Raw genomic sequence first — 13650 nt, forward strand, 5'->3', positions numbered from 1 at the left:
TCTTTCCTTAATCCTTCAAGACCTTCAGCCCTGCCGCCCCCAGACCGAACTGGAAGAAAATCGCAGTCCATTCTTTCAGGCTTTGTCGCCACGATGTACGATCGATTTTTTCCGGCACCACGATGGTGTCACCAGGATTAACCGCTGCACCGCCCACGCCACTAAACCAGCTGTCATTACTGCCCTGCGCCGTGCCATCTGCACGGATTACATACATTTCCGAAGTGTCTCCGGACGCAGTTGGGCCGCCCGCCAATGTAAGGTAATCACTGACGCTGCGGCGCGGCTTGTGGATAAAAGCATTTTGCTGGAATACCGAGCCCAGCACATCCACGGTGCCAGGTTTGCGGGGAATATAAATACTATCGCCATCCTGTAGAGCCAAGTCAGGCAAATGCTTTACCTGCGCCTCGCCATCCGGCAGCTCCAGCACGATTCGACCTTCAGCCTTTACTGCACGAAGCTGCTGGGCAAGGCGCCTTTGACGCTCGATCTCCGCTGAAATTGTCGCGACATTGTCCTTGTCTGTGGTGCCGGCCAGGCGCTGCGTAGCGACGCTTTCCAGTTCGCGTTCAAAGCGTGTCGCCACTTCATCCAGCTTGGCTTGCTGGATGCGCCGTACCGACTCACGTTTCAGCTGGGTGGCGTACACATAGCCGTTTTCCGTTGCTCCGCCCAGTCGGGCAATCAACTCTCTCAGCGTCTCGCCTTTCTTGATCGGAAACACGCCGCTTTGCTTGACCTCACCTGCAACCCGCACGTACTCATTCTGGATTTGCACCTGGACCGGCACTGCTGCGGGAGAGAACACGCGCAAAATATCGGTGGGCCGCACGGGGATGGTTGCCAGACGGCCGCTCGCGGACTTGTCGGCCAACAGCTTAGCTACGGTCTGATATTGGTTATCGACGTTCTTTTCGACGATGATTTGCTTTTGGTCTGCGGACGAGTCCACACCGCCGGCAAGCGCCAGCAGGTCGGCAACGGAAGACGTCCCCTTCAACTCGAAAATCCCTGGCTTTTTCACGTTACCGGTCAGCGCCACCAGCGGCCCGACTTCCGGAATATAAATCACGTCGCCGTCGCGCAGGCTGATGTCGCGACTCTTGTCGCCCTTGGACAGCATGTCATACAAGTCGAAGGTAGTCACCGTCTCGGCGCCGCGCTTGACCTGGATATTACGCATGGAGCCGGAAGCGTCCGGACCGCCCGATACGAAGAGCGCGTTGAGCAATGTGCTCATGGCGCTCAGGGTATAAGTGCCCGGTCGCACCGCATGACCCACCACATAAATTTGCAGCGCGCGTGTTTGCGCAATGCTTGCGGTCAACTCAAAATTGCTAAAAATCTTGCCAATCGCTTTCTTGAGGTGGTCTTGCAAATCGCGGTATTTAACGCCAGCCACCTTGACCGCACCAACTTGCGGGATATAGATGGCACCGCTGCGATCGACGGTTGCGGTGACGTCGATCTCGACCATGCCCCAGCCACGGATTTGCAATTCGTCGCCGGTGCCGATGACGTAATCCGGGTTCACTTGCACAGCATCGATGGGGGCGAAGGTGGTTGGCACATCGCCAAACAAATCCTTGCCATAAATCGCCAGGCGGCCGCCGGTGACTGTTTCCACATAAGCTTCAAAGGAATCTTTTGTGCTGCCCGTGGCTTTGGCCGGCCGGGTCTGCACCTGGCTCGCCAGCTGACGCTGGTCGGCGCGATTCGTAATGGTTGGCAAACCACCGCCGCTGGTCATTTCCATGCCGCCCGTGGCGCCTCTGCCGCCACTCTGCGCCCATCCAGATGAAGAGAGTGTCCCCAGCACGCAGGCAGCGCACAGGAATTTCACTAGCGGCTTGATTGGTAAGCTGTTCTTGTTCATGCAGTTCTTTGTCTGAAGGATTTTTAATAAGTGGTTTGCCATGTAACGCCGTATTCGCCACCGCCACCATTGAACGACACGTAGGACTTATTGCCCTGGCGTTGCGCCTCCCACAGCCAGCTGCCGGTGGCGTAACCGAGAAGACCGCCCACCACCGCATCGGAAAACCAGTGCTTCCTGGCTGCCACGCGCCCCATCGAGCCAATTGCAGCCACGCTATACAGCCAGGGTGCGTCGTACTCCTTGGCGAAGGGCGTCACCGCGGCGAAAGCGACCGAGGCGTGATTGGAGGGCAAGGATGAATCGGAGCGTTTGGGCGCCCGCGCCCAATGACCCATCTCATCCATCGGTCGGGCGCGCCCGATCATATGCTTGCCGGCGATACTGAGCCCAGCGGCCGCCGCGCCCGACTGCAGCGAGATCAGCCCGGTATTTTGCATGCGCTCGCCACCCAGCGCCGCCGCCAAGCCGGCCGCCCCCAGCATGACTACCGGCATCGCCTTGCCGAAGCGGTCCAGACCCTTGATTGCATTCGAACCGGCATGGTCTTTGGCAAAGCGGTCGATTTTCTTGTCGCTGACCGAGGCAACCACGAGCGCGCCTGCAGCAAGCCCCACGCCTTTGAACAGATCCGGCGCGCTCGGCAGGGCCGAGGATGAATTTTCCAGGCGCCTGCGCATGGCTGGCCACGGATCGCGCAATGGTTGTACCGGCGGATTGACGGCAGGAAGATTTTGCTCGTCGGGCCGCTCGGCGAAATTGCCCAGGCCATCGAAGGTGTTCATGTCGCGGCGCGAGTCCTCCACCATGTCATAGAGGTCGCCGGGCGAGGCCACCATCTGGCCGACGTCGCGCGTCCACGGCGATATCGCCATGCCGGCGCCTGCCTGAGTGTCGCTGGGCAGCATGCTGCGCAGGGGAATCGACAGGAAGATGCCCTTGTCATAATAGGGCGAACTCGGCGTGCCGGGACTAGTGATATCCCTACCGTTGGTGCGCGTATACCAGAAACCGACTTCGATGCCGGACTGGAAGCGGCGCTTCAATTCCATGCGCACGCCTTCATCCTTGGCAAGGAAGCGTCCTGCCCGCGCGGTGGCTGTCATGTCGTACGGCAGGCGGTAATGCAAGGCGCCCAAGGCAGTCATGGTCTGGTAGCTGTTCTTGCCGAACCAGCCCTGGAAATCGCGCTGCTGCAGCGCGTCCACCGTCAGGTCGACAGCCCAGCGGCTGTCCTTGGGCAGATACAGCACCTGCGCGCCGACGCCCCGGTACATTTCTTCGTACAGGCCGCCGGATACCCGCGCATACCAGCGTTCCGCCGGCATCATGTACTGGTTGACCAGCAGCCGGTGCAGCTTGAGGCGGTTGCCGCGCTTGTACTCGGCAACATCCGTGCGCACGTGCGGCAGCAGGCTGTTGGAAGGCTGCTTGACGTCGCTGACGTTTTCGATGAGCTTCAAGCCCATGGCGCCGCTCAGGTAGAGCCCGTTGCCCAGGCGCTTGTTGTAGTTGGCGGCAGCCGCCACTTCATAACGCAGCGCACCGCTGGGGTCGTTGAAGAAAAAGCCGAGCTTGGGCGCCAGCTTGAAGCGGTTGGCTTCACGGTCTTCGGAAATCAGCTGGATACTCTCGCCTTCGTGCACCGTACGCACTTCAAGGCCGGTGTTGTCCTTGACGCCAACCAGCACGCCCTCGCGGTCGGCTTGCAGCATGTCGTCCGGGTTCGGGTAGCGCAACAGCACGTTTTCGAGGAACGCCTGGCGCGGGATGCGGCCATCCAGGTAATCGGCGAGCTTGTCGAGGTCGAAGAATTCGTAAGTGGCGACCGGCTGTTCCAGCCGGGTATAGGTGACATGGATACTGCGCAGTTCGGCCGGCGCAAACGCCAGCGCGATGCGGGTGGCGCGGCCGACCGCGCGCCCCAGGTTGGAAATGCGCGAATTGGTCAGCGCCAGGTGCAGCGTATGGCCTTTTAGCTCCACTCGGATGTTCTTGTAATCCTGCTTGCCCAGGACATCGATCATGGCGGCGCCATGCGCCGGATCGTTGCGCCACTGCTCCAGCGTGGGGCGTGGACGCGCATGCTTGGGCTGGTAATACGGCGGCTCGTAAACCTTGGGAATGAATTCGCGCGCGCCGAATGGAATGCTCACATAGGCGTTGAGGCTGGAATGGTCGCGGTGGCGCGCGGCCTGCACGCCCAGCCAGCCCCAGCGGTATTCAACGCCGACCGATGGGCCCTTTTCGCGCTGGCCGGCGGAGGTTGCCGCTGCCCGGAAGTCCTTCGGGTAATCATTGGCGTCGTATTCCGCCACCAGTGCCCAGTTTGGCAGGCTTTGCGGCTGCCAGCGCACGCCGGCGAATACGCCATCCGGACGCTGGTTACCGTAGCCGATGCTGGCTTCCAGGTTGCGGTTGACGCCGAAGGTTTTGCTGGCCACGGCATATTGGCCCTTGAACAGCCCGGTGCCGAACACGTCGGTGATGCCCAGTGCGAATGCCGGTCGCCAACCGCTCTCTTCCAATAGCTGCAGCTTGGTATCGATCACCTTGTCCTTGTAGCGGCCGTACTTGCCGCCAAAAGCGTTAGGATCGTTGGAAAAGCCCGGGATGCCGGTGATCGAGACATAGCGGCCGGTTACTTCCAGGAACGGCAGAAAGGTGGACGTAACCCAGAGTGCGCCGTAGGGACTATCGTAGCTGTAGCCCAGGCTGAAGCTGCCATCAGCTGCCACCGCGGCGCTGGGCATATTGATGTAGCCGGTCTGGCCATTCAATGCGGGCGCAGCAAAGGCCTGCGCGCCACCAACCACGAGGTAACCGCACCAGGCGCACTTCATCGATGTTCGCAGCACTGATAACAAATCCGACAACCCGAAAAAAGCCGTCAGATTCAATTAAATCTGGACCACGGCGAAACAATGACAAGAAAAAAATAATTTTAGGAAATTAAACCCAGGAAACTATAAGCAAACATTGCGCCAACCACATTCGGCACCCCTACCATTAGTTCAGTGGAAATCACCGGCTGCCAAATATAGTATGCAAATATGACAGCTTGATTATTATCAATTGTTGGCGATTCTAGCATGCCGGGCTACGAGAAATCGTGAATTTGTGGCTTTAAAGAAAGCATTATTTTTGCTTTTGTTTATTTGAATTTTCATTTTCAAAACCAAAAGTTAATTACTGTTACACGCCCACAATTTGTTTGCATAATTGCATGTATAACGTCCGCCATTCGCCCGTCCCACCTACACTTCTCGCACCTTACCGCACGAAATCTCCCTGATTCCCTGCTTTTTTAAGTAAAATTCGGAATTGACTTAAAATTACTTCAAGTAAAGATTTCACATGATTTTAGTTACTGGCGGCGCGGGCTTCATTGGATCGAATTTTGTACTGGACTGGCTCGCGCAAACGAATGAACCCGTCATCAACCTGGACAAGCTGACTTACGCCGGCAATGTCCAGAATCTGGCCAGCCTGGATGGTGATTCACGCCATATCTTCATCCAGGGCGATATCGGCGATAGCGAACTGGTCAAATCCCTGTTGCAGCAACACCAGCCACGCGCCATCCTGAATTTTGCAGCGGAAAGCCATGTTGATCGCTCCATCCATGGCCCGGAAGATTTTATCCAGACCAATATTGTCGGCACATTCCACTTGCTGGAAGAAGTGCGGGCCTACTGGGGTCAACTGGACGGCGAAGCGCGAAGCACTTTCCGCTTCCTGCATGTCTCGACCGATGAAGTCTATGGCTCTTTGCGCAAGGACGACCCAGCTTTCAGTGAAACCAATCGTTACGAGCCCAACAGCCCTTATTCGGCCAGCAAGGCGGCCAGCGACCACCTGGTGCGCGCCTACCACCATACCTATGGCTTGCCGGTACTGACCACCAATTGCTCCAACAACTACGGGCCATACCACTTCCCGGAAAAGCTGATCCCGCTGATGATCGTCAATGCACTCGCGGGCAAGGCGTTGCCCGTGTATGGCGATGGCATGCAAATCCGCGACTGGCTCTACGTGAAGGATCACTGCAGCGCGATTCGCCGGGTGCTGGAAGCCGGCCAGCTTGGCGAGACTTATAACGTCGGCGGCTGGAATGAAATGCCGAATATCGACATCGTCCACACGGTGTGCGGCCTGCTGGATGAATTGCGGCCCCGTCCGGATGGCAAGCCTTACGCGGAGCAGATTACCTATGTCACCGACCGCCCGGGCCATGACCGCCGCTATGCCATCGACGCCGGCAAGATCGAGCGTGAACTCGGCTGGAAACCGGCTGAAACTTTCGACAGCGGCATCCGCAAGACTGTGCAGTGGTATCTGGATAACCCGGCATGGGTGGCCAATGTGCAAAGCGGCGCCTACCGCGATTGGGTCGCAACCAATTATGCGGAGCGCACTGAATGAAAGCACCAATGACGATCCTGCTGTTTGGCAAAGGCGGGCAAGTGGGATGGGAATTACAGCGCAGCCTGGCGCCTTTGGGCAAGGTGGTCGCGCTGGACTTTGATAGTACCGATCTGTGCGGCGACTTTAGCAATCTGGCAGGCCTGGCCGCGACCGTGGACGCAGTGCGGCCCGCTTTTATCGTGAATGCGGCAGCGCACACGGCTGTGGACAAGGCCGAGAGCGAACCGGAACTGGCGCGCACGATCAATGCGCTGGCGCCCGGCGTGCTGGCCAAAGCGGCGCATCGCGTAGGTGCCGGCCTGGTGCATTATTCGACGGATTATGTATTTGATGGTAGTGGCAATCAACCCTGGAGGGAAACCGATACACCGGCCCCGCTGAGTGTGTATGGTGCCACCAAACTCGAGGGCGAACGCCTGATTGCCGAGGCTTGCTCAAATCACCTGATTTTTCGCACCAGCTGGGTGTACGCGGCGCGTGGTGGCAACTTTGCCAAAACCATGCTGCGCCTGGCGAAGGAACGCGAGCGCCTGACGGTGATCGATGACCAGATCGGCGCGCCGACTGGCGCCGATCTGCTCGCCGATGTGACCGCGCATGCAATACGTAGCATCTCGACGCAGCCAGCGTTGGCGGGCCTGTACCATCTGGCGGCGGGCGGCGCCACTTCCTGGCATGGGTATGCGCAATTTGTGGTGGCGCATGCACACCGTGCGGGCGTGACACTGAAAACTGACATTGAGGCAATCGACCCGGTGCCGACCAGCGCTTTCCCGACGCCGGCCACGCGCCCGCACAACTCCCGTCTGGATACCAGCAAATTGCAAGCCGCCTTCGACCTGACCCTGCCCGCGTGGCAGCAAGGTGTCGAGCGCATGCTTACTGAAATCATCTGATCTGTTTAGACACCTTACCTCATTCATCATGACACAACGCAAGGGCATTATCCTGGCCGGCGGCTCCGGCACCCGCCTGCATCCGGCCACGCTCTCCATTAGCAAGCAACTGCTGCCGGTGTATGACAAGCCGATGGTGTATTACCCGCTCAGCACGCTGATGCTGGCTGGCATCCGCGACATCCTGATCATCAGCACGCCACAGGATACGCCGCGCTTTACCCAGTTGCTGGGCGATGGCTCGCAGTGGGGCATCAATCTGCAGTATGCGGTACAGCCGAGCCCGGATGGCTTGGCGCAGGCTTTCATCATTGGCGACGACTTCATCGGCAATTCGCCCAGCGCGCTGGTATTGGGGGACAATATTTTTCATGGTCACGACTTTACGCAATTGCTGAGCTCAGCCGATGCGCAGGAACATGGCGCTACCGTGTTTGCCTACCATGTGCGCGACCCCGAGCGTTACGGCGTGGTGGACTTCGATGCGCAAGGCAAGGCCAGCAGCATCGAGGAAAAGCCGCTCCAACCCAAGAGCAATTACGCGGTGACCGGCCTGTATTTTTACGACAACCAGGTAGTCGACATCGCCAAGGCAGTCAAGCCGAGCGCGCGGGGCGAGCTGGAAATTACCGCGGTCAACCAGGCTTACCTGGAGCGCGGCGAATTGAATGTGCAAATCATGCAGCGCGGTTATGCGTGGCTGGATACCGGCACCCATGACAGCTTGTTGGAAGCCAGCATGTTCATCGCAACGCTGGAACACCGCCAGGGCTTGAAGGTGGCGTGCCCGGAAGAGATTGCCTGGCGCAATGGTTTTATCAGCAGCGAACAATTGGCAAAACTGGCGCAACCGCTGAGCAAGAATGGCTATGGCCAGTATTTACAAAACATTCTCAAGGAACCGTTTTCAAAATGAATGTGATTGCCACCGCACTGCCTGAAGTGCTGATTTTCGAACCGCGCGTTTTTTCAGACGATCGTGGCTGGTTCATGGAAAGCTATAACCAGGCCGTGTTTGAAAAAGCGGTGGGGTATGCCGTGCCATTCGTGCAGGACAACCACAGTTACAGCAAACGTGGGGCATTGCGCGGCCTGCATTTCCAGTTGCCGCCCTACGCGCAGGGCAAGCTGGTGCGCGCAACGCAAGGCCGGGTATGGGATGTCGCGGTCGATATCCGCAAGAGTTCTGCGACCTTCGGCAAATGGGTGGGCGTGGAGTTGAGCGCCGAAAATCGGCGTCAACTCTGGATACCGCCCGGCTTTGCGCATGGCTTTATCACCCTGAGCGAAACGAGCGAGTTTATGTACAAGACGACGGCGCTCTACAATAAAGAGTCGGAAGGCGCCATCGTCTGGAATGATCCCCAATTGGCCATCCAGTGGCCGGAAATTCCGGCGGCGGATGTGCTGCTTGCGGAGAAGGATGCTGCAGCGCCTAGTTTTAAGGATGCGCGGGTGTTTGATTAATTGTAAGCACCTCATCAGCACCGTCATTGACTTTCGGTGCTGATGGTGATGCGGGACTCAGGCTGATTTTTTCAGGCGCTCTGCGACGTTCCATGGCAGGAGATCTGCCACGCGATTGATCGGATAGTCTGCGATGTGGGTAAACACATGGCGCAGGTACGCTTCCGGATCGATGCCGTTGAGGCGGGCTGAGCCGATGAGCGAGTACATGGCGGCAGCACGCTCGCCACCGCTGTCAGCCCCCAGGAACAGGAAATTCTTCCTGCCAAGACATACGCCGCGCAATGCATTCTCCGCGATATTATTGTCGATCTCTGCCATGCCATCGTCGCAATAATAGACCAGCGCCTGCCACTGGTTGAGCGCGTAGTTGATGGCCTTGGTCGTGTCCGATTGGGTCGATAGTGTCAACAGCCGCTGTCGCAGCCAGATTTCAAGATCGTCCAGCAGGGGCCTGGCCTGCTGTTGCCGAATCCGTTGCCGCTCGTCCGGTGGTTGCCCACGGATTTGCGCTTCGATGGCATACAGCTCGCCAATCCGTCGCAGCGCTTCGGTAGAGGTGGGCGTAGCCTTGCGCACGTGCAGGTCATGGAGCTTGCGACGGGCATGTGCCCAGCATGCCGCTTCCTTTACCTGGCCATCCGCGTAGATCGCGTTGAAGCCTGGAAATGCGTCAGCCTGAACCACGCCGGCAAATCCGGCCAGGTGCGACTGCGGATGCAGACCCTGCCGGTTCGGCGAATAGGCAAACCACACGGCCGCTGGAGCGGACGAGCCGGCATTGCGATCATCCCTGACGTACACCCAGAGTCGGCCCGTCTTCGTCTGACCATTGCCGGGAGACAGTACCGGCATCGGCGTCTCGTCCGCATGAATCTTGCCCGGGGCCAGTACATGGCGGCGCAGTGCCTCCACCAGAGGGGTAATCAGCACACCGCATGCGCCCATCCAGCGCCCTGTGGTGGCGGGATCCAGATCCACCCCTTTCCTGGCGTGGATGACCGATTGGCGATACAGCGGTTGATGATCGGCGAATTTCCCCACGGCGATGTTGGCCAGCAGACCGGGGCCGGCGAAACTGCGCTGGATCGGCCGACTCGGTGCGGCCGCCTGGACGATCACGTCGCAGCAGCCACAGGCTTTTTTACGGCGTACGTGACGAATCACCTTGAAGGCGGCGTCGATGATTTCCAGCTGTTCGGAAACGTCTTCGCCGAGCGACTTGAGGTCGCCGCCACATGCCGGGCAGGCTTGGACCTCTGGCTCGATGATGTGGTCTTCGCACGGCAGGTGGTCAGGCAATGGCTGGCGTGCCGACTTCTGCCGGGGCGTTACTGTTTCCGGCTGCTTCTGTTCGGCAGCGCCTTCCTCGGCAAGCAGATCTTCCAGACGCGTTTCCAGCTGCTCGAGTTTCTTGTCGATCTTCTCGGACTTGCGGCCGAACTGCATGCGCTTGAGTTTGGCGATCTGCAGTTGCAGCTGCTCGATTTCGAGCGTGCGCACGGAAAGTGCCAGCTCCAGCGTCGACACGGTATGGCGCAATTGCTGGAGCTCGTCGTCGCGGCGCAATAGCAAAGCCTTCAGGGCATCAATATCGTCCGGCAGTGAGGCGGGGGTGACAGGCATGCGCGGCAGTTTACGCGCTTGCCGGAATGTTTACAACAAGGAAAGCGGTGGCCCGGTGCGTTCCGGCTGCTTCCAGTTGATCCCCTCCAGCAGCATGGACAGCTGCGCCGGGGTCAGGTGGATCTTGCCGCTGTCGGCCTGTGGCCAGACAAACCGGCCATGCTCAAGCCGCTTGATGAGCAGACATAGTCCATCGCCGGTGGCCCACAGCACCTTGATGACATTGCCTCGCCGGCCACGGAAGACGAACACATGGCCGGAGAGCGGCTCCTCGGCCAGGGTCATTTGCACCTTGGCCGCCAGGCCATTCATGCCTGCCCGCATGTCGGTGATGCCTGCGGCGATCCAGATGCGTGTTCCCGCCGGCAGGCCCATCATGCGCGCACCATCCGCAGAATCGCGTGCAGCATGGCCAGATCGGCATGGCCATCGAATCGGACCGTCACATCGGCGATGGCGATTTCGATGATGCCTTGTCGCGCAACGCACGTGTTCGTTGTGCTTGCCGTCTCCGTCGTCGCCGCAAGTCGAGGCGTTGATGTGGGCGCGACCGCTGCCGCTCTCTCGACTATCGTGACGGGCAACATGGCCTGAGGCGCTGGCGCAGCATCGAACAGGCCAGCCACCAAATGGCGCCGCCACTTGAACAGCATGTTGGCGTTGATGCCGTGCTGCTGCGCCAGATGGGAAACGGAAGCGCCAGGCTCGCTGGCCTGCTGTGCCAGCTGCCGTTTGAACGCAACCGGAAAATTCGGGCGCCGCTTGCGACGCCCCTCTAAAATCAATGAATCCATGATAGTTCCCACTAAAAAATAGCGGGAACTATCGTGGATTATTTGGATAAAATCGTCCAGACGGTACAGATGAGGCGCTTACGATTAATTCAATCTGATCAAACTGTGCCATAGACGAAGTTTCATTCATTACCGCATGCTAGCCTGCCCGATCAGGCGCAGTTGTTGCGGCAGACAAACCGAATGCAGATCGTAATGGTCGATGACGCGTTGCCGGGCGTTCTGACGAAGTAACTGCATGTTTTGTGGTTGATCCAGTGCCTCGACGACCGCATCTGCAATCTGCTCCGTGCTGAAAAAATCAACCAGCAAGCCGTTTTTTCTGTGCTCAAGGACTTCCATCACCGGTGGCGTACGCGAGCCGATGACCAGGCATCCGGCCGATGAATGACATGGATCATGTCATGGTATCGTTGCGGAACCTGATTCCGCTGCCAGGTAGTCAGGGTCTGTCCGAAGTCGGCGCCGTCAAGTGCCAGCAGGTGCGGCATGTTCCATGTCCTGATGCGCAGCTTGTCATCCAAACTGGCAGGATATTCCGGGTCAAAGCCGACATCCGCGCCGACCGCGCGGTAAAAAAATTCGAAATAGCCGATCAGCGGCACGTCCGGATACACATCTTTCAGATACAGGGTTTCGCCCCAGCCGGCATGACCGAGAATGACATCGGGGCGAAAGCCCTTATTGCGTAAATCCATGCAGACCCGCAAGACCGCCTGCCCATTCAACACGGCATTTTCGGTCGTCTTCAGATAGTGGTGAGCATCGGGCCTTATGACACGGCTCGGCTTGTACAGGATTGTTTTCACGCCAGGAATATCGACGCGGCGATGCTGACCGACGCCGATAATTTCATGCTTGCCGCTTGTCCCTAGATGACCAAGCAGGTGCTTGTATTGTCCGGGGAAATTTTGATGGATCGCTAGAATTCTCATTCAGAACCTGGAGGGATTGCAATTTGCGTGCAGGCGCAGGCGCAATAGTGTAACCAAGATTTGCAATCAATTTGCCATCGTTGCCAAAATTGACATTAATCCTGTAATACAATATTCATATAAATCAATGCATTCATGCCAAGCATGATGCTCCATTTCGAATGTCATTTAAGAACTAAAATCATCAGGGAGCTTTATGAGCATCGTTCCAACCATCCTGTGCGGCGGTGCGGGTTCGAGGTTATGGCCGGTTTCTCGCGAAATGCATCCGAAACCTTTCATCCGGCTGGCGGATAACCAAAGCCTGCTGCAAAAAGCTTTTCTGCGCGGGGCGAACCTTCCTGAGGCAAAAGAAATCCTGACCGTTACCAACCGCGAGCTGCTTTTCAAAACGCAGGACGACTTCCGCGAAGTCAACAAACAGGGCCTCGCTACTTCGTTCATTCTTGAACCCTTCGGCCGCAATACCGCTGCAGCAATCGCCGCAGCGGCGCTGAATGTAGCGATGAGGCATGGCGAAGACGCTGTCATGCTGGTGCTTGCGGCAGACCACCTGATTACCGACCAGGAAGCGTTCTCCAGCGCAGTCGCCCAAGCAATGGTGCTGGCCCGCCAGGGCAAGCTGGTCACTTTCGGCATTCAGCCTGATGCCCCGGAAACCGGCTATGGCTATATTGAAGCGGAAGGCAACCAGGTAGTGCGCTTTATAGAAAAGCCTACGCTGGAAAAAGCCCGGGAATATCTGGCATCCGGCCGCTTCCTGTGGAACTCTGGCATTTTTTGTTTCGAGGCAGGGATCATGCTGCAGGCGCTGGAAAAACACTGCCCGGATATTCTTTCCGCGACGACTTCCTGCATCCAGTCATCCCGCACCGCCGAAGGCAAAGGCTTCAGCCAGATTGCGCTCGAACCGGATAGCTTTGCGCAAGTGCCGGACAACTCGATCGATTACGCTGTCATGGAAAAATCCAGCCAGGTTGCCGTTGTTCCCTGCGATATCGGCTGGAGCGATATCGGGTCCTGGAGTGCACTGGGCGATCTGACCAATTCAGACGGGCAAGGCAACCGCATCAATGGCGAAGCGCACTTGCACGACGTTACCAACTGCTTCATTCAGAGCAACAAACGTGTAGTTGGCGCAGTCGGCGTCGACAACCTGATCATCGTCGATACGCCGGACGCCCTGCTGGTGGCCGACAGGTCGCGCGCGCAGGACGTCAAGCACCTGTACACAGCATTAAAGGCACAAGGCCACGAAGCGCACAAGCTGCACCTGACCGTCCACCGCCCCTGGGGCACCTACACCGTGCTGGAAGAAGGCCCGCGCTTCAAGATCAAGCGGATCGTCGTCAAGCCGGGCGCCTCGCTGTCACTGCAGATGCATTATCACCGCAGCGAACACTGGATTGTCGTCAGCGGCATGGCGAAGGTTGTCAATGGCGAACGTGAACTGCTGGTCGCCACCAACGAATCCACTTTCATCCCGGCTGGGCACAAGCACCGGCTGGAAAACCCCGGCGTGCTGGACTTGGTCATGATCGAAGTGCAAAGCGGCGAATACGTCGGCGAAGACGATATCGTGCGATTTCAGGATGTATACGGGCGCTGCTGATTATCATACAAGT

12 protein-coding genes are annotated in these 13650 nt (G+C 58.1%); 5 read left to right on the top strand and 7 right to left on the bottom strand.

The window, feature by feature from the left end:
• Positions 1-7: 7 nt before the first annotated feature.
• Both D3878_RS11070 and D3878_RS11075 read right to left on the bottom strand, forming a co-directional pair.
• Positions 8-1879, bottom strand: a complete 1872-nt coding sequence (locus D3878_RS11070; protein WP_158592245.1) for an SLBB domain-containing protein — start codon at positions 1877-1879, stop codon at positions 8-10.
• A 23-nt stretch (positions 1880-1902) separates the two neighbouring features.
• Positions 1903-4737 (bottom strand): YjbH domain-containing protein, encoded by a 2835-nt coding sequence (locus tag D3878_RS11075; RefSeq protein ID WP_233556308.1) that lies wholly within the window; start codon positions 4735-4737, stop codon positions 1903-1905.
• Positions 4738-5236: 499 nt separating this feature from the next.
• Here D3878_RS11075 and rfbB point away from each other — a divergent pair, with 499 nt between their 5' ends.
• Genes rfbB through rfbC form a run of 4 tightly spaced genes read left to right on the top strand, consistent with a single transcriptional unit; the run spans position 5237 to position 8670 of the window.
• The gene (rfbB, locus tag D3878_RS11080) at positions 5237-6304 is read left to right on the top strand and encodes a dTDP-glucose 4,6-dehydratase (protein WP_119785514.1); all 1068 of its coding nucleotides are present in this window, start codon (positions 5237-5239) and stop codon (positions 6302-6304) included.
• A gap of 8 nt (positions 6305-6312) precedes the next feature.
• The gene (rfbD, locus tag D3878_RS11085) at positions 6313-7203 is read left to right on the top strand and encodes a dTDP-4-dehydrorhamnose reductase (RefSeq protein ID WP_119785515.1); all 891 of its coding nucleotides are present in this window, start codon (positions 6313-6315) and stop codon (positions 7201-7203) included.
• A gap of 28 nt (positions 7204-7231) precedes the next feature.
• Positions 7232-8119 carry a glucose-1-phosphate thymidylyltransferase RfbA gene (gene rfbA, locus D3878_RS11090; RefSeq protein ID WP_119785516.1) on the top strand — a complete coding sequence of 296 codons (888 nt, stop codon included), beginning with the start codon at positions 7232-7234 and terminating at the stop codon, positions 8117-8119.
• Positions 8116-8670 carry a dTDP-4-dehydrorhamnose 3,5-epimerase gene (gene rfbC / locus D3878_RS11095; protein ID WP_119785517.1) on the top strand — a complete coding sequence of 185 codons (555 nt, stop codon included), beginning with the start codon at positions 8116-8118 and terminating at the stop codon, positions 8668-8670. Before rfbA ends, rfbC begins: the two co-directional genes overlap by 4 nt.
• A 57-nt stretch (positions 8671-8727) precedes the next feature.
• Here rfbC and tnpC read toward each other — a convergent pair whose 3' ends face one another.
• From tnpC to D3878_RS11115, 5 genes are all read right to left on the bottom strand, one after another.
• Positions 8728-10296, bottom strand: coding sequence for an IS66 family transposase (gene tnpC, locus D3878_RS11100; protein ID WP_119785518.1), 1569 nt, complete (start codon positions 10294-10296; stop codon positions 8728-8730).
• Positions 10297-10326: 30 nt separating this feature from the next.
• Positions 10327-10674 (bottom strand): IS66 family insertion sequence element accessory protein TnpB, encoded by a 348-nt coding sequence (gene tnpB, locus D3878_RS11105; RefSeq protein WP_119784367.1) that lies wholly within the window; start codon positions 10672-10674, stop codon positions 10327-10329.
• Complete coding sequence (gene tnpA, locus D3878_RS11110) at positions 10671-11090, bottom strand: IS66-like element accessory protein TnpA (protein WP_119785195.1); 420 nt, start codon at positions 11088-11090, stop codon at positions 10671-10673. Before tnpA ends, tnpB begins: the two co-directional genes overlap by 4 nt.
• A 129-nt stretch (positions 11091-11219) precedes the next feature.
• A complete protein-coding gene (locus tag D3878_RS24335) occupies positions 11220-11432 on the bottom strand; it encodes a hypothetical protein (RefSeq protein WP_233556309.1) in 213 nt (70 codons plus the stop codon).
• On the bottom strand, positions 11432-12025 hold the full coding sequence (locus D3878_RS11115; RefSeq protein WP_233556310.1) for a hypothetical protein: 594 nt from the start codon (positions 12023-12025) through the stop codon (positions 11432-11434). Before D3878_RS11115 ends, D3878_RS24335 begins: the two co-directional genes overlap by 1 nt.
• A 196-nt stretch (positions 12026-12221) precedes the next feature.
• Between D3878_RS11115 and D3878_RS11120 the strand changes: the two genes are divergently transcribed.
• On the top strand, positions 12222-13637 hold the full coding sequence (locus D3878_RS11120; protein WP_119785519.1) for a mannose-1-phosphate guanylyltransferase/mannose-6-phosphate isomerase: 1416 nt from the start codon (positions 12222-12224) through the stop codon (positions 13635-13637).
• Positions 13638-13650 lie beyond the last annotated feature (13 nt).

This window comes from Noviherbaspirillum sedimenti (assembly GCF_003590835.1).
GTDB lineage: Bacteria > Pseudomonadota > Gammaproteobacteria > Burkholderiales > Burkholderiaceae_D > Paucimonas > Paucimonas sedimenti.

Coding starts and splice junctions, on each gene's coding strand:
- D3878_RS11070 (WP_158592245.1), bottom strand. CDS start 1,879: ATGAACAAGAACAGCTTACCAATCAAGCCGCTAGTGAAATTCCTGTGC.
- rfbB (WP_119785514.1), top strand. CDS start 5,237: ATGATTTTAGTTACTGGCGGCGCGGGCTTCATTGGATCGAATTTTGTA.
- rfbD (WP_119785515.1), top strand. CDS start 6,313: ATGACGATCCTGCTGTTTGGCAAAGGCGGGCAAGTGGGATGGGAATTA.
- rfbA (WP_119785516.1), top strand. CDS start 7,232: ATGACACAACGCAAGGGCATTATCCTGGCCGGCGGCTCCGGCACCCGC.
- rfbC (WP_119785517.1), top strand. CDS start 8,116: ATGAATGTGATTGCCACCGCACTGCCTGAAGTGCTGATTTTCGAACCG.
- tnpC (WP_119785518.1), bottom strand. CDS start 10,296: ATGCCTGTCACCCCCGCCTCACTGCCGGACGATATTGATGCCCTGAAG.
- tnpB (WP_119784367.1), bottom strand. CDS start 10,674: ATGATGGGCCTGCCGGCGGGAACACGCATCTGGATCGCCGCAGGCATC.
- tnpA (WP_119785195.1), bottom strand. CDS start 11,090: ATGGATTCATTGATTTTAGAGGGGCGTCGCAAGCGGCGCCCGAATTTT.
- D3878_RS24335 (WP_233556309.1), bottom strand. CDS start 11,432: ATGGAAGTCCTTGAGCACAGAAAAAACGGCTTGCTGGTTGATTTTTTC.
- D3878_RS11115 (WP_233556310.1), bottom strand. CDS start 12,025: ATGAGAATTCTAGCGATCCATCAAAATTTCCCCGGACAATACAAGCAC.
- D3878_RS11120 (WP_119785519.1), top strand. CDS start 12,222: ATGAGCATCGTTCCAACCATCCTGTGCGGCGGTGCGGGTTCGAGGTTA.